This is a genomic window from Streptomyces sp. NPDC101234 (assembly GCF_044767525.1).
Lineage (GTDB): Bacteria > Actinomycetota > Actinomycetes > Streptomycetales > Streptomycetaceae > Streptomyces > Streptomyces sasae.
On the sequence record NZ_JBIWOA010000032.1, the window covers coordinates 110,502 to 128,889 of the forward strand.

14 protein-coding genes and 6 pseudogenes are annotated in these 18,388 nt (G+C 69.2%); 4 read left to right on the forward strand and 16 right to left on the reverse strand.

Annotation, left to right across the window (positions count from 1 at the left end):
* Nucleotides 1–275 precede the first annotated feature (275 nt).
* Nucleotides 276–1,457 (reverse strand): ROK family protein, encoded by a 1,182-nt coding sequence (locus ACIRR9_RS41935; RefSeq protein ID WP_403763740.1) that lies wholly within the window; start codon nucleotides 1,455–1,457, stop codon nucleotides 276–278.
* A gap of 498 nt (nucleotides 1,458–1,955) precedes the next feature.
* Between ACIRR9_RS41935 and ACIRR9_RS41940 the strand changes: the two are divergent.
* Nucleotides 1,956–3,087: pseudogene (locus ACIRR9_RS41940) on the forward strand (IS630 family transposase).
* Between the two features lie 36 nt (nucleotides 3,088–3,123).
* On the opposite strand, the gene ACIRR9_RS41945 reads toward ACIRR9_RS41940, so the two are convergent.
* The 5 genes from ACIRR9_RS41945 to ACIRR9_RS41965 form a co-directional block, all read right to left on the reverse strand.
* The gene (locus ACIRR9_RS41945) at nucleotides 3,124–3,621 is read right to left on the reverse strand and encodes a GNAT family N-acetyltransferase (protein WP_403763743.1); all 498 of its coding nucleotides are present in this window, start codon (nucleotides 3,619–3,621) and stop codon (nucleotides 3,124–3,126) included.
* 160 nt (nucleotides 3,622–3,781) lie between these two features.
* The gene (locus ACIRR9_RS41950) at nucleotides 3,782–4,708 is read right to left on the reverse strand and encodes an SMP-30/gluconolactonase/LRE family protein (protein ID WP_403763698.1); all 927 of its coding nucleotides are present in this window, start codon (nucleotides 4,706–4,708) and stop codon (nucleotides 3,782–3,784) included.
* 29 nt (nucleotides 4,709–4,737) lie between these two features.
* Nucleotides 4,738–5,640 (reverse strand): SMP-30/gluconolactonase/LRE family protein, encoded by a 903-nt coding sequence (locus tag ACIRR9_RS41955; protein ID WP_403763701.1) that lies wholly within the window; start codon nucleotides 5,638–5,640, stop codon nucleotides 4,738–4,740.
* The gene (locus ACIRR9_RS41960) at nucleotides 5,637–6,023 is read right to left on the reverse strand and encodes a hypothetical protein (RefSeq protein WP_403763704.1); all 387 of its coding nucleotides are present in this window, start codon (nucleotides 6,021–6,023) and stop codon (nucleotides 5,637–5,639) included. The genes ACIRR9_RS41955 and ACIRR9_RS41960 overlap by 4 nt, the downstream gene beginning before the upstream one ends.
* A 37-nt stretch (nucleotides 6,024–6,060) precedes the next feature.
* On the reverse strand, nucleotides 6,061–6,957 hold the full coding sequence (locus ACIRR9_RS41965) for a tyrosine-type recombinase/integrase (protein ID WP_403763707.1): 897 nt from the start codon (nucleotides 6,955–6,957) through the stop codon (nucleotides 6,061–6,063).
* 368 nt (nucleotides 6,958–7,325) lie between these two features.
* Between ACIRR9_RS41965 and ACIRR9_RS41970 the strand changes: the two are divergent.
* Nucleotides 7,326–7,654: pseudogene (locus ACIRR9_RS41970) on the forward strand (deoxyxylulose-5-phosphate synthase); the annotation flags it as partial.
* A 296-nt stretch (nucleotides 7,655–7,950) separates the two neighbouring features.
* On the opposite strand, the gene ACIRR9_RS41975 reads toward ACIRR9_RS41970, so the two are convergent.
* Complete coding sequence (locus tag ACIRR9_RS41975) at nucleotides 7,951–8,370, reverse strand: hypothetical protein (RefSeq protein ID WP_403763710.1); 420 nt, start codon at nucleotides 8,368–8,370, stop codon at nucleotides 7,951–7,953.
* A gap of 249 nt (nucleotides 8,371–8,619) precedes the next feature.
* A complete protein-coding gene (locus tag ACIRR9_RS41980) occupies nucleotides 8,620–9,027 on the reverse strand; it encodes an RRQRL motif-containing zinc-binding protein (RefSeq protein ID WP_403763713.1) in 408 nt (135 codons plus the stop codon).
* Nucleotides 9,028–9,456: 429 nt separating this feature from the next.
* Here ACIRR9_RS41980 and ACIRR9_RS41985 point away from each other — a divergent pair, with 429 nt between their 5' ends.
* On the forward strand, nucleotides 9,457–11,010 hold the full coding sequence (locus tag ACIRR9_RS41985) for a hypothetical protein (RefSeq protein WP_403763716.1): 1,554 nt from the start codon (nucleotides 9,457–9,459) through the stop codon (nucleotides 11,008–11,010).
* A 652-nt stretch (nucleotides 11,011–11,662) separates the two neighbouring features.
* On the opposite strand, the gene ACIRR9_RS41990 is transcribed toward ACIRR9_RS41985, so the two are convergent.
* The 5 genes and pseudogenes from ACIRR9_RS41990 to ACIRR9_RS42010 form a co-directional block, all read right to left on the reverse strand.
* Nucleotides 11,663–12,625 (reverse strand): glycosyltransferase, encoded by a 963-nt coding sequence (locus tag ACIRR9_RS41990; protein ID WP_403763746.1) that lies wholly within the window; start codon nucleotides 12,623–12,625, stop codon nucleotides 11,663–11,665.
* A 301-nt stretch (nucleotides 12,626–12,926) separates the two neighbouring features.
* A pseudogene (locus tag ACIRR9_RS41995) lies at nucleotides 12,927–14,571 on the reverse strand (NRAMP family divalent metal transporter).
* 144 nt (nucleotides 14,572–14,715) lie between these two features.
* Nucleotides 14,716–14,940: pseudogene (locus ACIRR9_RS42000) on the reverse strand (GNAT family N-acetyltransferase); the annotation flags it as partial.
* Nucleotides 14,937–15,095, reverse strand: a complete 159-nt coding sequence (locus ACIRR9_RS42005; RefSeq protein ID WP_403763757.1) for a hypothetical protein — start codon at nucleotides 15,093–15,095, stop codon at nucleotides 14,937–14,939. The gene ACIRR9_RS42005 and the pseudogene ACIRR9_RS42000, both read right to left, overlap by 4 nt.
* A gap of 13 nt (nucleotides 15,096–15,108) precedes the next feature.
* Nucleotides 15,109–15,315, reverse strand: a pseudogene (locus ACIRR9_RS42010) (IS256 family transposase); the annotation flags it as partial.
* Between the two features lie 278 nt (nucleotides 15,316–15,593).
* Here ACIRR9_RS42010 and ACIRR9_RS42015 point away from each other — a divergent pair.
* A complete protein-coding gene (locus ACIRR9_RS42015; protein ID WP_403763749.1) occupies nucleotides 15,594–16,832 on the forward strand; it encodes an IS110 family transposase in 1,239 nt (412 codons plus the stop codon).
* Here the strand turns inward: ACIRR9_RS42015 and ACIRR9_RS42020 are convergent.
* From ACIRR9_RS42020 to ACIRR9_RS42030, 3 genes and pseudogenes are all read right to left on the reverse strand, one after another.
* Nucleotides 16,831–17,784: pseudogene (locus ACIRR9_RS42020) on the reverse strand (IS256 family transposase); the annotation flags it as partial. The gene ACIRR9_RS42015 and the pseudogene ACIRR9_RS42020 overlap by 2 nt on opposite strands.
* Before the next feature lie 50 nt (nucleotides 17,785–17,834).
* Complete coding sequence (locus tag ACIRR9_RS42025; RefSeq protein ID WP_403763719.1) at nucleotides 17,835–18,092, reverse strand: hypothetical protein; 258 nt, start codon at nucleotides 18,090–18,092, stop codon at nucleotides 17,835–17,837.
* A gap of 201 nt (nucleotides 18,093–18,293) precedes the next feature.
* Nucleotides 18,294–18,377 carry a proprotein convertase P-domain-containing protein gene (locus tag ACIRR9_RS42030; protein ID WP_403763752.1) on the reverse strand — a complete coding sequence of 28 codons (84 nt, stop codon included), beginning with the start codon at nucleotides 18,375–18,377 and terminating at the stop codon, nucleotides 18,294–18,296.
* Nucleotides 18,378–18,388 lie beyond the last annotated feature (11 nt).

Genomic DNA, 18,388 nt, shown 5'->3' on the forward strand with positions numbered 1-18,388 from the left:
GATGCGGGCCGTGAGTGGGCAGGCTGAACAGGGAGTTCGGGTGTGCGGGCAGCTCCAGGGAGCCCCAGGCGTCGTGCGTGCCGGGGCGTACGGGTGGTGCCGGAGAGGGCCTGACGGCCATGCGGTCGGCGCGGTGGCCGGACCAGGTCACCGAAGCGTCATGGAGTGGTACAGCGCTCTAGGGGGTTGAGGTGGCGGCCCGGGATTGCGGCCGTGCCACGGGATTGCGGCGATGCCATCGGATCGCGGTGGCATTCGGGATGATCTGTATCCGGTCAGGCAGGCGAGAAGACGTGATCGCTGATGAGCCGGGCCGCGCCGATGACTCCGGCGTTCGGCCCCAACTCGCCCAGCACGATGGGCAGGTTGCGTGTGGCAAGCGGCAAGGACTGCTGGTACACCTGGGTCCGGACACTGGCGAGCAGCGTGTGGCCGAGCCCGGTCACACCACCGCCGATCACCACCAGGCCGGGGTTGAAGAAACTGACCAGTCCGGCGATGACCTGGCCCAGGCGCTTCCCGCCCTCCCTGATCAGTTCGAGAGCCACCGGGTCGCCCGCCACGGCGGCTGCCGACACGTCCGCGGCGGTCAGACGCCCGGCCGCCTCCAGCCGGGCGGCAAGCTCCGGCGACCGGCCCGCTCGCGCGGCCTCCTCCGCGTCACCGGCCAGCGCGGCACCGCTGAAATGCGCCTCCAGGCAGCCTCGGTTGCCGCACGCACAAGCACGGCCTCCCGGTTCCACCGGAATGTGCCCGATGTCTCCGGCGCTGCCCGTCGTCCCCCGGTAGACCTCGCCACCGACCACGATCCCGCAGCCGATGCCGGTGCCGATCTTGATGCACAGGAAGTCACGCGCGGAACGTGCCACGCCCGCGTGCTGCTCTCCCACGGCCATCAGGTTCACGTCATTGTCGACCATGACCGGACAGCCAAGTTCCTGGCTGAGCGCCTCCCGCACCGGGAAGCCGTCCCACCCCGGCATGATCGGAGGCGCGACCGGCACACCTTCCGGAAAGCGGACCGGCCCCGGGACCCCGATGCCGGCGCCGTCGAAGCCCTCCACGACACCGGATGCTTTCAGCTTGGCCGCCATCGACAGCACTTGCTCGAAGACCGCCACCGGCCCTTCACGGACGTCCATCGGATGGTTCAGGTGCCCCAGGACCTCCAACTCCGCGTTCGTCACGGCCACATCGATCGACGTGGCACCGATGTCGACACCGAGGAAACGCAGCGTCGGCGCGAGCCTGATGTTGTGCGAGCGTCGGCCGCCGCGCGAGGGGGCGAACCCGTCCGCGACGACCAGCCCCGTCTCCAGCAGCCGGTCCACCTCGACGGCCAGCTTCGAACGCGACAGATCCACCAGTTCACCCAGCTGGGCACGGGAGTTGGACCCGCCGTCACGCAGCAGGCGAAGCAGCCGCGCCTGATGCGCGTTCTCAGGTCGAGCAGTCATGCGTCTCACGAACCCCTCCCCTCGTCCCAGGCTAGGGCCCAGGCCTCTGTCTGCGTCGGCAAAGTCCTCTGGCTTCGGGAAGGAACGTAGCAGCGATTTGCCAAACCGTGAAGAACTTAGGAGCGAAACGGATCCAACTTCTTCCATCCTGAGGACAAAGTCTGCATGGAACTCCGCTCGGAGCCACAGCGCCGCCGACGCCGGCCGGAACCGATCGACGTGGCGTTCTTGAGGCACGAATACACGGTCGGGGTGGCCGAGGGCGGAGTGAATCCGCAGCAGGCCAGGACATGCGCGAACACCGAGGGCGTCGAACTGGACCGTGAGCGGCCGGTCGCCCGGTACGCCTGACTTGCTGATCATCCGTACGCCGCAGCAGGGCGGGAAAGGGGTGTTCGACGGCGGCTAGTGCTGTGACCGCGTCGGTTCGCCGGGTTGGTGGTCATGTCCTCGTGCCGGTTGGATGTGACGACACGTCTGATCGGCGCGGGAGGCGAGATGGCACAGCCGGTCAGGGTCCGCACATTGACCGAGCAAGAGGGACAGAAACTGCTGCGGATCGTGCGACGGGGCAGCACCAGCACGGTGCGGTTCCGCAGGGCGATGATGCTGCTGGCCTCAGCGGGCGGGAACACCGTGCCGGTGATCGCGCGGCTCGTACCGGCGGACGAGGACACCGTCCGGGACGTGATCCAGAAGTTCAACGAGACCGGGCTGGCCTGCCTGGACCCTCGGTGGGCGGGAGGCCGTCCCCGCCTGCTCAGCGATGGCGACGAGGACTTCGTCATCCAGACGGCCACCACCCGCCCAGCCAAGCTCGGCAAGCCCTTCACCCGCTGGTCGATTCGGAAACTCGCCGATCACCTGCGCCGCGACCTCGCCCGCCCGATACGGATCGGCCGCGAGGCCCTGCGCTGCCTACTCGCCCGCCGCGGGATCACCTTCCAGCGCACCAAGACCTAAGGAGTCCACTGACCCGGACTTCGACGCCAAGCTGGACCGCATCGAGTACGTGCTCCACGAGCGCCCGGACCGGACCTTCGCCTACGACGAGTTCGGGCCGCTGGGCATCCGCCCGACCGCCGGGGCCCGCTGGGCCGAGCAGAGCAGGCCGGACCGGTTGCCGGCGACCTGTCACCGCACTCACGGCACCCGATACTTCCATGGCTGCTACTCGGTCGGCGACGACACCCTGTGGGGCGTCAACAGACGCCGCAAGGGCATCGGCCCGACCTGGGTCGCACTCAAGAGCATCCGTGCGGCCCGCCCGGACGGCGCCCCGGTCCACGTGATCCTGGACAGTCTCTCCGCCCACAAGAACGGGCGTATGCGCCGCTGGGCGACGAGGAACAAGGTCGAGCTGTGCTTCACCCCGACGAACGCGTCCTGGGCCAACCCGATTGAGGCACACTTCGGGCCACTGCGGCAGTTCACTCTCGCCAACTCCCACCACCCCAACCACACCGTTCAGACCAGCCAGTTGCACCGCTATCTGCGCTGGCGCAACCAGAACCGCCGGCACCCCGACGTCCTGGCTGCACAGCGCCGCGAACGCGCCCGCATCCGCATCCGCATCCGCAGCGAGAAGGGCATTCGCTGGGGCGGACGCCCCCTCGCCGCCGCAGCCTGACCAAGTGAGGGATCCCGCCGTGTCCGGACGTGGCGATCAGACAGTGGCCAGGCTCTTCGCCATGACCCGCTCCCTGCCAATGCCATCGGGCAGAAGATCGCCGGGCTCACCCGTGTCCGTGAAACCGTGCCGCTCATAGAGCGCGGTTGCCTGGCGGTTGTCCGGCATGACGGACAACCGCAGCGTCGTGGCACCGCGCTCCACCGCCCACCGCTCGATCGCCTGGATCAGGCAGTCACCCACGCCCTTGCCCCGAGCCGTGGGGTTGACCCACATCGAGATCAACTCCACGTTCTCTGCTCCCTCGCCCGGCACTCCGCTGGCTATGCCCACCGGAAGGCCGTCGAGGAGCGCGACGAGATCGTGCGCGCCAGGAACCGACAGGCGGGCACGCCAGCGTTCCTCTCGGTCGCCGGAGCCTTGCCACTGGGCCAGTGTCGATCCGAATGCGTAGGGCGCCTCAGCAAGCGCCGCCAGTCGCAACTCCCGCCAAAGGGGCCAGTCGTCTGATTCCAAAGTGCGTAGTTCAAGCATGATCCAGACCATGCCCGCGCGCCGCGGCGGGCAGCAAGTTGATTACCACCATGCAAACGAGGTCGTTCAGTCCTGCGACCAGCCGAAACCGGCGAGCAACGGTGACTCGCGCACCCGCAGACCACGAGACCTCGGTGAACCTATCCGGTCACGGCATTAGCTAGCCGCCCGAGATTTCTCCTCGGAGCACGGGCGCACCCTCGACACCGGTGGTGACCCGGAGCAGGCGGCCGGTCGTGTCGCCGGCCTCGTCCTCCAGGAACTCGACCACCAAGAGGGAGTCGCCGTCGAAGGCCAGGTTCATCGGCCGGTCGCCCTGGCCGAGGGACAGCGACCGCACGGAACTGCCGTCGGCTGCCACCACGTCGAGAGTGGAGGAGCCGAAGGACGTGATCCACAAGCTGCCGTCGGCGGCCCATCGGATGCCGTGCGGAACGTGCCCGGAGGGAAGCTGGGCGACGGTCTCCACCGTGCCGTCGGGGCGCCACCGGCGTACCCGGTCGAGGTACGCCTCGGTCCAGACGATCGAGCCGTCCGCGTGGGCCGCAATCCCGGCGGGGAAGGTGACACCGGTGTCGACCACGGTCTCGGCGGTGCCGTCGGGGGCGAGGGCGATGATCCGCCCGTTTCCGCTGCGTTCCTCGCGCAGGTCCGCGTCCCACTCCCAGATGTGTGAGTCGGCGATCCAGAGTCGTCCGTCCGCGCCCCAGACGAGATCGTGCGGGGCGACGAGCGGCACTCCGTCCACCTCGGTGAGCACGGTCTCGGCCTCGTCCGCTCCGATCCGCAGCCGCTGGACACAGGGTTCGGCGGCGTCGTCGGCGACCCAGAAGTCACCGATGCGCCCGCCGGTGTGCGCGAGATAGGCCGCCTGGTCGGTGCCCATCACAACCGCGATCGGGCCGGAGGTGGTTTTGGCCAGCGTGTGGGCTCCCGCGTCGGGCGACCAGCCGACGAGCCGGCCGGTCTCGGTATCCACACTGACGAACCGTCCGTCGGGCAACAGGTCACCGCCCTGTGGCATGCCCCCGAAATCGGCTTCCAGCACTTCGACGGTCGGCTCGGAGGTGGTGGGGGGAAGGGGCATGGGGACGTTCTCCTTGTATTCGTGGTCCGTCAGATGCCGAAGGTGTGGTCCAGCGCACCGCGCAGGACGGGGGCTCCGGCCGTTTCGCAGGGGACACGCTTCAGTTGACCCGGGCGGTAGCCGTACACGGTCTCGTGCTCGGTGAGTCCGAAGTCGATGACGTACAACTCCCCATTGCCGAATGCGAAGTTGATTGGCACGCCGCCGAGGACGAACTCGCGTAGGGGCGTTCCGTCGCGGGCGATGACGTCGATGCCACCGGCTTCGAAGTTGGCGATCCAGAGGTTGCCGTGGGCGTCGGCCTTGACGGCTTCCGGGGTATGTCCCTCCGGCAGGGTGGTGATGTGCTCGGTCCGGCCGTCGGGCAGCATGCGGCAGACCCGGCGGGTGTAGGACTCCACCCAGACCACGCTGCCGTCGTGTTCGGCCAGGACACCGTTGGGGAAGGTGGGTCCGAGTTCGAGGACGATCTCGACGCGCAGCCCTGGGCCGACCGCGTAGAGGTATCCGGGATCGGAACGGAGGTCGGGGTCCCACTGGCCCGAGTCGGTGATCCAGAGCCGTCCGTCGGGCCCCCAGGCCAGGGAGTTGGGGGCGGTGAAGGGCAGGCCATCGGCCTCGGTCGCAAGAACTTCCACCGCGGTGCCGTCGGGACTGACCCTCTGCAGTGAGGGCGGTACGGTCCGGGGCGCCAGCCTCCCCTCGCCGTCGTGACCGCTCTGCGTGACGTAGAGGTGGTCATCGCTGCCCAAAAGGCAACCATAGGGGCGGCCTCCGGGCACCGCGAAGGTGGCGAGCAGGCCGTCGGGGTAGCGGACGCAGATCCGGCCGCTGTCGGTCTCGGCGAACAAGACCCCTCCGTCCGACAGGAGTTCGGGGGTCTCGGGATGTCCGAGGAAGTCGACGAGGATCTCGGTTTCGGCCGGTGTCACAGGGCCACCTCCAGCAGCCTGCCGGTCATCTGAGCGGCTTCGGGTGCCGAGTCGTCGAAGGAGCCGAGATCCGTCACGTACAGGCAGCCGTCTCCGAGAACGCAGTTCAACGGCAGCCCGCCGGTGTGGACGAAGTCTGTCTGCCTGCCGTGCCGATCGAGAACGACGATGCCCTCGGCGAAGAGGCCGGCGATCCACAGCGTGCCGTCGGGGCCGGTCTTGAGGCTCTCGGGTAGCTGCTCCTCGGGCAGGGTGCACAGGACTTCCGGCCGGCCGCCCGGTGGCAGCCGGAGCACCCGGTTGGTGTAGCACTCGGCCCAGAGCACGGAGCCGTCGTCGGCCACGGCGATCCCGCTGGGGAAACGGATTCGTAAGGTTCTCACGGTATCGGGTTGAGGCGATCCACAGATACCTGCATGGTCACGGACTTCCCGGACCGCGCTGTCGTGGTCGGGCCGTCACGTCGACGATCGGCAGGAGGGTCGCGGTGGCCGGAGTGCCGATCTGACGTGGTGTCGGTCCGGCTGGGGTGGGGACATCAGTGAGTCGTTCCTGAAGTTGGTCGAGGGCGGCCTGGCCGTCGTGGACCGCGGCGCGTTCGTCGTCGGTGAGGGGGATGTTGGCCAGCATCATCTGGAGGTTCTCCTTCGCCTCCAGCAGTTGGCCCCTGCTGGAGTTCTTCGGGGTGTGGAAGTCGCAGCGTGCGCAGGCCATCCGGTGCTGGCACTGCTCGAAGAAGGTGTAGGTGCACAAGCCGTGGCCCAGGTCGTAGTACTGCCAGGGCTCGCCGCTGGCGGCGCCGCCGGAGGCGACCGCGTCGCGGTCGACGAGGCCTTCGATAGTGCGGACGTTGCGAGCGAAGCAGCCGGCGTCGTTGTAGGCCCTGGCCAGCGTGTTCGGTGTCATCTTCGCGTAGTGGGCCGTCGCCTCCGGGGTGCGGTGGCCGAGCCATTCCTGCAGCTCGAACAGCGTCATGGGCTCCTTGGCGTTGTAGAGCTGGCTGGCGATCGCGGATCGGGCCCGGTGGCTGGTGATGTTGCCGCGAACATCGGCCGCGGGGACTCCGGCCTTGCGGCAGAGCATCGGGATGATCGTCGTGTTGATGTAGTGCTTGGCGACCTGGCGGGCGCGGTGGGCGAACAGGAAGTCGGCCAACTCGCCGGTCTTGTGGTCGAGCATCTGCGGTTGGGCGGGTCTGACGGCCTGCCATGCCTCGACGGCCTTGCCCAGGAGCGGGTCGACGGGCTTGGTGAACGCGGTGCCGGTCTTGTGGGTGAGGACGTCCAGTAGGGGAACGCCGCAGGATACGAGACGCATACTGCGGCACCAGATTCCGCGTAACTTGCAGGGACCGGGCATACGCGTTCTTTCGCCGCTGGCGCGACCACGGCCTGGTCAAGGAGTTCCACGACCGGCTGCACGCGAGGATCCGCGAGGAGTTGGGGCAGGCACCCGAAGACCCACGTCGTCGACGCAAGACTCTTCGTGTACGACAACCGCGAGGTCCCCAGAGAGATGAGCGAGCTGGCCGCGAGGGACGCTGCTGACGCCGTCGACGCAGCACTCCGAAGGGGCGGGTAGAAGCAAGTACGGTCGGCCGTCGCCGCCCCACCTTTACTGAATGGCCAGCGCAGCATGCCGGAAATCTGTCGAGCCCGACCCACTGGTGGCTCTGCCCTTCCCGCATGACCCATGTCAAGACCTCGTACGTTTGCCTGCCCTGCCGGCCTCGCACAAGCAGCCCTGCCTCGGCTACCACGACCACGACCGGGTCTGTCCACGCTGCACCGAACCACTGATCCACGTCGGCTCCGCCTTCGCGGCACCCAAGAGGCGGGACACCGCCGCCTGGCGCACCCTCGCCGTGCTGCTGCACGCCGGTGTGTGCTTCCACAAGAGCTGTTGCGGCGGCCCCGGCTACCGCCCACGCGCCCTCAGCGAGGTGTGCGAGCGGATGGCTTACGCCCGAGTCACCGGAGAACCGTTCGCTCAGGCGCTGGTCCGCCGCGACCTGGCGGTGTTGACGGTGATCGTGGCCGCGTCCAGCACGGGTTCGGTCTCCTTGGATGTGGAGGCTGACCAGACGAACGATACGGTGGGGGAACGGCGCGAATCGCCCGGGCCGGCAATCGGGCAGCTCAGCGCCCGACGGTATCGAACTTGCTGGGTACGTAGCCGTGTACCGGGCTGGGCACTTTCACGCCAACGCTGACACCGCCTTCACGAGCATTGATCTTCACAGGTCGGGGCCGCTCGGAGACGCCTCGGTGGTCCCAAATGGCGGTCCTGGCGCGCATTTCGTGAAGGCGATCACGCTGCTCGGGTGTACGACACGGTGTGTGAGCGTCGGGAGGCCGCGACGAGCAGGACGCGCTTTCTCAGCAGAGGGAGTCCGGCTCGGTTGGACATCTGCCGTTTCAGCATCTTGAGATCGCAGACGCGGCCTTCGACGATGCCTGAGCCCCAGTTCGTGGTGAAGCCGGCCGTGACCGCGTCCAGGTCGGTGGCCAGTCCTTGGGCGAAGCCTGCAAGACCGGGCAGCCCGCCGGTGGTGACCTCCTCGATCCGGGTCGGCAGCTCGGCGGCCCGGCGCGTCTGGAGCATCTGGCCAAAGACGCGGATGTGCTCGCGGGCGGCGGCCAGTTCGGGACATGCGGCGGGCGTGAGCTTGAGCTGACTGGCCTCCTCCTCGCTCAGCGTGTCCGGATGGCGGTTGAGCCAGCCGGTCACCTGCCGGACGGTCGGTGGCAGCGTTCCGTAGACATGTCCTTTCCGGGTCGCGAAGTCGTCGACTGCCAGTACCCACGGTGTGGCCGCGGGTGGATCAGGTAGCGCCATCACGAGCCGCAGCAGCTCCGACCGGTCGGCCGGGACCGACAATTTCGGTGGCGAGTCTGGCGCCGACCCATCCAGCGAGTGCCACCTCGACCGCCTCCAGCAGGCCCCGCAGCAGCGGCGTCCGGCGGCCGTAGAAGAAGGTCAGCCCCTGGACCTGTTCGACGAATGTCCTCCTGGCGCAGCCGGAGTTGTCGCAGAACAGTCGTCGGACCGACAGCTCACGTATCCGACATCGCGCCGACAGGTGGGGCAGAGACGTCGGGCGCGGTTGGCCTTGGCGAGGGCGGCGGCGCGGTCCGGGGTCGTTGGGCGGACCGGCCGGGCGCTGTCGACGCAACAGAGGTGGACGACCAGCGGGCCCCGCCGTCGACCGGGACGCCGGAGTTCGATGGCCACGTCCCGACCACCAGGGCGCAGCCCCATCGCGAGCAGCCGACGGCGCGCAGCCGGGCCTTCCGGGGCAAGGCGCCCCCGGGTCAGCGACAAGCTCCGTGCGGAAGACCCTGGGCGAGGCCGGCTTGGAGCCTCCCGCGGACTGTCCCGGATCACTTCGGGCGCCGCGAGCGTCTGCTCCGTCCAGCAGCATGCTGGTCTGGACGGGGGTCATGTGCGGTGTGGTGTGGATGACGACGCCTGCCGAACTGTCATTTTATGTGACGGTCCGTCTTATTCGCGTTCCTGCCTGTTCTGGTAGGGGGATGTGGTGGGCTCCTCGCGGTGGTGGGTTGCTGCCGTGAGGCCTTCTCTGTGCGCGCCCGTACCCCGTAACCCCTCTCCAACCGGAGTGGGTGTGTGCGGGTGAGTGAGGTGCGCCGTGGTTAGAAAGGGTTACGGATTCGTCTCATGGCCGTTTCCACCATCACCGGACACGGGCGGGTGGCACGCCTGGTGTCCGGCCGCGCTCTTCGTGGTCGTCAGGCAGGGGGTGCGGCGTTGACCCTGCTCTGTGGGGTCATCGCCGGTAGCGTCACGGTCCCCGTGACCACAACGTCCGCTTCCGCCTTGCCGGCGGCGTCCACGGCTCGCGCCGCGCACACCTTCCTCACCCCGGCGGGCAAGGCGAGTCTGCGGCGTCAGCCCCAGTCGGTCTCCTTCACCTGCACCCACGGTGACCAGACCTTCACGGTCCCCGCGGGTGTGTCCTCCATCGTGGTGGACGCCGTCGGCGCCCCCGGCGGCAACGGAGCCGGCGCCGCCGGCAGCACCGGCGGGGCAGGAGGCAACGGCGGCAGCGTCACCGGTGCCAGCCTGGCCGTCACCCCTGGCCAGGTACTCCACGTCGAGGTCGGCTGCGCGGGCAGCAACACCGGCACGGGCGGCTTCAACGGCGGCGGCGCCGGCGGCTCCGGTGCCGCCGACATCACCAACCCCGGTGGAGGCGGTGGTGGTGCCACCAGCCTCCAGACCGAGGACAACACCGGCTGCCTCCGGTCGGGAAACCCCACCACGGACTGCCGCCTCCTCGTCGCCGCCGGCGGCGGAGGCGGCGGCAGCATCAACAACCCGACCGCTACCGGGGCCGCCGGCGGTAACGCCAGCGGCAACGGCGGCGCCCCCGGCACCGCCTCCACCAACTCGCGCGGCGGGAACGGCGGAGCCTTCGGCATCGGCGGGGGCGGCGGAGGCGACAGCGAGGCGAACCGCCCCGGCGGTGACGGTACGGCCACCGCCGGCGGCACCGGCAACGGCAGGGGAGGCGATGGCGGCGGCGCCTCGGCCACCACTGCCGGAGGCGGCGGTGGCGGCGGAGGCGGCGGAGTCCTCGGAATCGGCGCCGGCGGTGGCGGGGGCGGCTCCACCCACGGCGAGGGAGCAACTGTCACACCAGGCGTCGGCTTCACCGTTGGCGCCAATGGTGCTGCCGGTCACGGCGGCCACGGCGGCACCGGCCCCGTCACCGGCCCGTTCGGTACCGCCGGTGGTGGCGGTGGGGGCGGCTGGTTCGGCGGCGGCGGTGGAGCTTCGCGGGGTGGCGCGGGGGCCGGCTCCTCGTACGCTCCGACCAGCTCGGGTGCGACCGCGGGTACGGACACCACGGGCACGCCGCTGCTGAAGATCACCTACACGGCGGTGCAGGCGACCACCCTGACCGCGACACCGGCCACGTTCACCCTGACCGGGGCCACACTGGACTTCACCAACATGACGGCCACCCTCACCACCACCAGCGGCGGCACTCCCGTGGCCGGACAGACGGTGACCTTCACCAGCGCCGGGACCGGCACCCTGCTGTGCACCGCGACCACCGACGCCAACGGCGTGGCCACCTGTACCAGCTACACCGGCCCCGACGTCGCCACCGCCATCGGGGTCGCACGGGACCTGCGTCTCAACGGCTACACCGCCACCTTCGCCGGCAGCACCGACCTCGCCGGCAGCAGCGCCCAGGCCAGCGCCACCCAGATCGGCAATCCCTGCATCCCCGGCCGGCCCTGCAAATGCGACCACGACGGCAACTACGGAGACTACGGAGACCACGGCGGCAGTGACTGCGACCACGACGGCAACGGCAGCTCCAGCAAGAGCCACTGACAGCACGACACCGACCGACCCAGGGGGTCACCACGAGCGACCCCGACCACCCCACGAGCTGACACAGCCCACTCACCCGGGCTGATCAGAAACCAGGCAGAGCCTCCCGGCCACACAGCAACGGCCCCCACCGCTGCGCCCACCGCCCGGGAGGCTCTGCCCATCACCGCGTCGGCGATCCGGCCGGAGCGGTCGCAGGGCCGACCGTCGAAACAGCAGCTCAGCGAGCAGCGCGTCCCGGACCATCCACGCGTTCGCGGGCGACGGGCGCAGCGTGCGGCGAATGCCCTCCGCGGTCACCATCGCGTCCGGCCGATCGGCCGTCACCGCGCGTGCCTCGGTGAGCAGTTCGTCCGCCGTGCGGCGGGGCCGGGTCGGCTTCGCCGCCTCCGGAATACGTCCGGTCGGGCGGCTCGGTCGGGGCGCCTCCGAGGGAAAGGAGGCCGCTCGATCGGTCGGGCAACGGCCGGGGCGACGGCACGGACCGGCTTGAGCGGCAGGGCCGACTTGATGAAGTCGACCGCGACCGTATCGGGCACCCGCACCACCGAGGAGACCGGCGGAGCCGGAGGCGATTCGGGGAGGTCACCGGTAGACCGAATTGTATTGATCCGAGTTGCTTTCTCCGCTCCGACGGAGACGCCGAGTTGGATCAGCGGATCGAGGCTCCCGTTCGGGGGCCACCCATCAAGATCGGAACGACAACAGCCACCCCATTCCAACTCTGCAACCGCCAGTCTCGCGGCCCTGCTGTCGATGACAGCGGTGGTTCCTGGTGGGAGCCGTGGCGCTCCATGCACTGCCAGCGCAGGCGGCTGCCGGACAGGGCCGTGGCGACCGACTGGACCACCACGAGATACATCAGCCGGCGGTAGCCGAACTGCTGGAACGGCAGGCTCCACAGCGGTCCGAGCCGTTCGCCGTCGAGGCGGAACGCATAGGCCCCGGTGACGGCCTGGATGAGCAGAAACGAGGACCACAGCAGCACGTGCACGAGGTCGAGGAAGATCATCCCGTACACGCTCAGCACGTCGGCCAAGGGTGCGAACAGTGGCAGCAGCACCTGGAACAGCAGCAGGAAAAGCAGCCCGCGACGGCCGAACGTACCGGCCGCTCCACTCTGGCGGACGGCGCCGCGGTGCTTCCACATCGCCTGCAGGGTCCCATGGCACCAACGGTAACGCTGCCGCCACAGAGCACCGAGGGAAGCGGGAGCCTGGGTCCAAGCGATGGCTTTCTCCTCGTAGACCACACGCCAGCCGTCACGCCAGATCGCCATGGTGAGGTCGGTGTCCTCGGCGGCTGTCGCCTCGGAGACACCGCCGACGTGCACCGGCGCCGCCCGGTGCCAGGCGCCGATCGCGCCCGGCACCGTGGGCATGCACCGGGCCGGGTCGAAGAGCCGCCGGTCCAGGTTGAAGCCGACGACGTACTCGATGTGCTGCCAACGGCCCAGCAGGCCGCCCCGGTTGACAACCCTGACGTTGCCGGAGACCGCTCCGATCCCCGGGTCGGAGAACGGTTGCACCAGTTGGCGGACCGCGTCCGGCTCGAAGACCGTGCCGCCGTCCATCATCACCACGATCCCGTGCGAGCACCGCGGTCGCTGTGACAGGGCGAACCATCGCCCCCAGACGGCGACGGCGAGCTCCTCGACCGGTTGGACTAGCGCTTAGCGGTGCCGTTCGACGAGGTCCCGACGGACCTCCAAGCTCACCTCCTCGGCGGGGGCTTGCCAAGATGGCTGTATTCCTTGGCCAGTTCGAGTCGTGAGCGGTGCGGACCGTCCAGGCTCTCGCACGGCGTGTTGTACCCCTTCCCACAGTCCGCGCAGGTGACCTCGTACACCCGCCACGCCCGAGGGGTCTGCTTCTGCTTGGCCTTCCGCTCGTCCAGGACCGGCTGCGGGGAGAGGCTCAGTGGCCGAGGGCGACCTGGACGATCTTGATGACGACCAGGATCATGGCGATGAGCAGGTAGGTGCGCAGCGCGCCCATGCCGATCTTGTAGGCGGTGGACATGGCCGGCCGGGTCAGCGTGGCCAGCGCGGGCATGCGCCAGGTGTCCCGGCCGGTGCGGTCGATCGGGTCCTCCTTGGTGCCCCTGCGGCGCCGGGTGAAGGCGTATCCGGCGGCGAGCACGCCGACGATGCCGCAGGCGGCCATGATGTCGAGGATCGCGCCGGCGGAGATGTCAGGGAAGAGCACCGAGGCGGTCAGGATGACCGACAGGGCGACCAGGACACCGACGACGGCCGCGGTGAACGCGTTGGTCCTGGGACCGTTGGTCCAGGGGCCGAGGACCTGCTTGTCGTTGCACAGCAGGAGCAGGAAGACGCTGGCGGAGAGCAGCAGGACGCCGGCGAGCGTCTGCACGCCCTCTGTCAGCAGGCCCAGCGGGGAGCCGGGGATGAGCACGATGGCGGCAGCGGTGGCGACCAGACCGGCGTAGACGGCGTAGAAGCCCTTGGCTCCCTTGACGCCGCGATGGAGGCAGTGCTTGATGCCGAAGACGTCGCCGATGGCGTAGGCGGTGGACAGGGACACGGCGAAGGCACCGATGATCGAGGCGTCCAGCAAGGCGACAGCGAACAGCACCCCGGCGAACTTGCCCGCCGCCGCTTCAAGGCCGTGCGCGACACCGGCGGTGTCGGTGAAATTCCCGAAGCCGTGGGTGCCGGCGAACGCGGCGGCGGTGAAGCCCATCATGGCCGCGGCCCCGATGACCACGATCACGATGCCGATCCACAGATCGGCCTTCTCGTACTTCATGAAGCGCGGGGTGATCCGCTTGTCGATCACGTACGACTGCTGGAAGAACAGCTGCCAGGGGCCGACCGTGGTGCCGACGATGCCGATGATCAGCAGCATGACTGTGGACAGCCGACCGGTGCCGCCGGGCATGTTCGGGACGACGAAGTCGCGGGCCATCTGCGAGGCGTGCGGGTGGACCATGAAGTAGATCGGCACCAGGAGCAGCGAGGCGGCGCACGGTGTGATGGCGACCCGCTCGAAACGGCGGAAGGAGCCGGTGAACGCCGAGGCGATGACGATCACGGCGGCGAGTACCACGGAGGCGGCCTTGGGCAGGCCCAGGTAGCCGGTGGCCAGGGTGATTCCGATGAACTCGGTCACCAGGGTGAGCGCGTTGAGCAGGAACAGGTCGATCACGCTAAACGCGCCCCAGAACTTGCCGAACCGCTCCAGGATGAGGCGGGCGTGGCCGACGCCGGTGACGGGCGCCCAGGCGCAGCACCATCTCCTGGTTGACGTACAGGACCGGGACGAGCAGGAGCAGGGTCCACAGCAGGTGGGTGCCGTAGTTCTGGCCAGCCTGGCCGTAGGTGGCGAATGCACCCGCGTCGTTGTCGCCGACCATCACGATCAGGCCGGGGCCGACGATCGCGAGCAGTGTCTTCAGCTTGGCCGGCAGGCCGGTGCGGGGCGCGGTGTCATCCAGCCTGATGGTGCCGAGCGCGCCTTGGATGTCGCCGATGTGGGCGTCGTCCAGGACTGCCGCGCGGGAAGCCGCAACGGTGGTGTCGAGGGTCGTGTCGGTCATGGCGTACCCCCCAAGTCCCCTCAGAGGGGGAGGTATTGGGGGAACACGGCCGTCATCCCCCCTGCGCGGGCGCGCAGAACGGCGGCCCGTCACGGCGCAGGGCCGTGCGGGGGCGCAGGACGCGGACGGGACGTGCAGGCCCAGTCGTTGATAGAGGGCCTGGGCTCGCTGGTTGACGGCCAGGACGTCCAAAGTGAGGTCCCGGCCCTGCTGGTGGGCTTGGTGCAGGAGGCTGCGGATGAGCTGGCTGCCGATGCCGCGTCCCTGATGGTCGGGTGGAGCTCGATCCGCGCCAGGTAGATCTCGGTGGGCCGGTGCTCGACGTGGAGCATGCCGGCGTCCGTGCCATCGGCGGTGATGATCTGTCATCCATCCGGAGTGAACGCGCTGGCGTGAAAGTCGCGTTGGATCTGTTCGTCCCAGCCCCAGACGGCCGTGATGTAGGCGCCCATGGCGGTCTTGTGCAGCTGGAAGCAGTAGTCGCTGTCCGCGGCGGTGGCCGGCCGCAGGCCGATGACGGTCATGCGGCCTGCTCCTGGGCCGCTCGACGAGCAGACCGCGTTCGAAGCGGGCTCCGGCGCGGACGAAGGCGTCGAGGTGAGGAGCGTTGACCGCCCGCCACCGCTGCTGGGCGGACTCGATAAGTTTGAAGACCAGGGCTAGGGCCGCGGTGCGGGAGCCGGCGCCGCGGGTGACCTTAGTCCGCAGCCTCACGGTGGAGAACGTGGACTCGATCGGGTTCGTACCAGGTATGAAAGTCGTGGGCGCCGTTGTCCGCGTCCTGGTGACCGGGCTTCGGCCTGGTTGTACGGTGCGACCGTCAGGACAAGGGGTGCCCGGGGATTCAGCATGGGCAGGCCGATCTTGAACGATGGGCTGCGAGCCCGCCTTAGTAGATGGCCGCCCCTGCGACTTGCCTGGCTGCGTCGAGAGCGCGATTCCGTAGGTGTCGTTTCGCCCAGCTGACCCCGCAACAGATGCACGCCGACGCAGGGAGGCGGACGGTGGGACGTTCCATCGGACTGGACATCCACCGCGACTTCGCGCAGGTCGCAGTGGTGGAGAACGGATTCGTCGCGGACTGGGGCCGGGTGGACTGCCGACCCGAGGCACTGCGGGAGTTCGCCGCTGGTCTGCGGCCGGACGACCAGGTGGCACTGGAAGCCACCGGGAATGCGAGCGCGGTGGCGGTGCTCCTGGAGCAGTACGTGGCCCGCGTGGTGATCTCCAATCCGGTCAAGACTCGGGCGATCGCCGAGGCCAAGGTGAAGACCGACAAGGTCGACGCCCGCATCCTCGCGCAGCTGCTGGCCGCCGACTTCCTGCCGGGCACCTGGCTCCCCGACGAGCGCACCCGGATGCTCCGTCGCCTCTCCACCCACCGGGCCCAGCTGGTGCACGGTCGGATCCAGGTGAAGAACCAGGTCCAAGCGGTGCTGCATCGCAACATGCTGCCGCGTCCGCCGGTTTCGGACCTGTTTGGAACCCGCGGCCGGGCCTGGCTGGAGCACCAGACGCTGCCGGCCGACGAGCGTGAGACCGTGGGCGCGCTGCTGCGCCAGCTCGACTTCTACGGCGCCGAACTCGCCGCAGTGGAGCAGCGCCTGGCCGCCGAGGCGCTGGACGACCCCGTGGTGCGACGATTGATGACCATCCCCGGGGTGGACGCGATGACCGCGGTCACGGTGCTTGCCGCGGTCGGAGACTTCCGGCGGTTCCCCAGCTCCGACAAGCTCGTGTCCTACCTCGGCCTGAACCCGCGGGTGCGCCAGTCCGGCGGGCAGCCGGCCCACCACGGGCGGATCACCAAGGCCGGGTGCGGCAAGGCCCGCGGGATGCTGGTGCAGGCCGCGTTCGCCGCGCTGCGCTCCCCGGGCCCGCTGCGGGCCTTGCACCAGCGGATAGCCGCCCGGCGCGGCTTCCAGATCGCGGTCGTCGCGGTCGCCCGGAAGATCGCGGTCATCGCCTGGCACCTGGTCACCAAGGAGCAGGACTACGCCTTCGCCCGCCCCAGCCTGGTCGCCTTCAAGCGCCGCAAGCTCGAGCTGACCGCGGGCGCCGAACGCCGCATCGCCCGGCGCGGTGCGGGCTACGACTACAACAACAAGGACCTACGGCGCCACGAGCGCGAGATCGCCGAGCAGGCCGAACGCGCCTACGCTCTGCTGACCGCCCAGTGGCAGCCCACACGCCCACCCGGCAAGCCACCGCTGCCGCCCATTCCCGGTGCCGATAACGGGGCTGCGACCTGCCATCCTTGATGGCCTTGGGGAACTTCGCGCCGTAGAGCTTGGCGAAGGTCTTGACCGCCGCCTCGGCGTGGTCACGGTCCTCGGCGTTGCAGATGTCCTGGACGGCCTTCTTCGCGCCGGGCTGCGCGGACTTCGCCATGGAGTCGAGGACGTTGGCCGTTTTGTGAACCCAGCACCTCTGCTCGCGGGTGGCCGGAAACACCTCAGCCAAGGCCTTCCAGAAGCCGAGGGCGCCGTCGCCGACCGCCAGGACCGGGGCGCGCATGCCCCGGCGGGCGCAGTCACGCATCACGTCGGCCCAGGATTCTGCGGATTCGCGGTGGCCGTCCTTGAGGGCGACCAGTTCCTCGGAGCCGTCGGCGCGGACCCCGATGAGCACCAGGACGCAGGCTTTGGCCTCCTCCAGGCGGACGTCGAGATGGATGCCGTCGGCCTACACGTACGCGTAGTCGACCTCCGCGAGGTCGCGGACCATGAACGCGGCATGGCCGGCCTGCCACTGCCGGGTGAGGCAGATGACGGTAGCCGGCGAGAGTCCGGCCGCCGAGCGAAGGAACTGCTCCAGCACCGGGACGAAGTCGCCGGAGGACAGGCCATGCAGGTAGAGCAGCGGCAGCACCTCGCTGATCTTCGGAGACTTGCGGCACCACGGCGGCAGGATCGCGGAGGAGAACCGCTTGCGCTCGCCCATGGTCTCGTCGACTCGCTTGTCGTTCACCCGCGGGGCCTTCACCTCGACCACCCCGGCCGCAGTGGTGACCTTCCTGGGCAGGTGGTAACCGTTGCGGACCACGAGCCGCCGGCCGGTCCCGTCACGCTGGTCGCCCAATTCCGCCATGTAGGCGTTGACTTCGGCCTCCAGAGCCGCCGCGAGCATCCGCCGCGCCCCCTTACGGACGGTCTCGTCGATCAAGGAGGAGCCGTTGGCGGTGGTGGCGTCGTCGTTGACTACTCTGAGCACGGGCGTGCCTTCTCGACCGGTGCTGCGAACACCGGCCTGCTCGATGACCATCAGTCGATCACTCGGGAAGGTACGCCCTTCGCGTGCTCCCCGAACTCGATCCACAGGTCTTGAGCATGGCTCCCGTTGAGGGCCGCTTCCTCGAAGTCGGGAAGGACGTCGAATCGGTGGACCCTCGGGTGCTGCTTCGTCGCGACACCCGCGGAGATGTGCGGGACGGCAGAGGATTCCGGCGGGTTGGAGAGGTGAGTGAAGTTCAACAGCTCGCCGTCGGGGGGCAGTTCGATGTCCGGGAGGTCGTGGGGCAACGCCGTGCAGCCGGCGGTCGGTGCGGGGGACGGCCGGATGTCCGCGTTCCCGCGCAGGTGATCGTGGCGCGGATGTGGCTCTTGTCGATCGGCAGGGGCGGGATCGTGCCGCAGGCCGCTGACACTGGTGGGCCACGGCCGTTGTTCTGGAACTCGGTGTGTGTCCCGGAACAACGGCCGCGGTAGGTGGGACGGAGGGGATCAGGGGATGAGCCGCCACTGCTCGATGTAGCCGACGTCGATCGCCGCGTGGTCCTGGACTCGGAGCTTCCAGGTGCCGGTCAGGGGTTGGGCTG

Excerpts from the sequence above, each read along its gene's own strand:
- ACIRR9_RS41935 (WP_403763740.1), bottom strand. The coding sequence starts at position 1,457 with ATGACTGCTCGACCTGAGAACGCGCATCAGGCGCGGCTGCTTCGCCTG.
- ACIRR9_RS41945 (WP_403763743.1), bottom strand. The coding sequence starts at position 3,621 with ATGCTTGAACTACGCACTTTGGAATCAGACGACTGGCCCCTTTGGCGG.
- ACIRR9_RS41950 (WP_403763698.1), bottom strand. The coding sequence starts at position 4,708 with ATGCCCCTTCCCCCCACCACCTCCGAGCCGACCGTCGAAGTGCTGGAA.
- ACIRR9_RS41965 (WP_403763707.1), bottom strand. The coding sequence starts at position 6,957 with ATGCGTCTCGTATCCTGCGGCGTTCCCCTACTGGACGTCCTCACCCAC.
- ACIRR9_RS42005 (WP_403763757.1), bottom strand. The coding sequence starts at position 15,095 with ATGACCGTCATCGGCCTGCGGCCGGCCACCGCCGCGGACAGCGACTAC.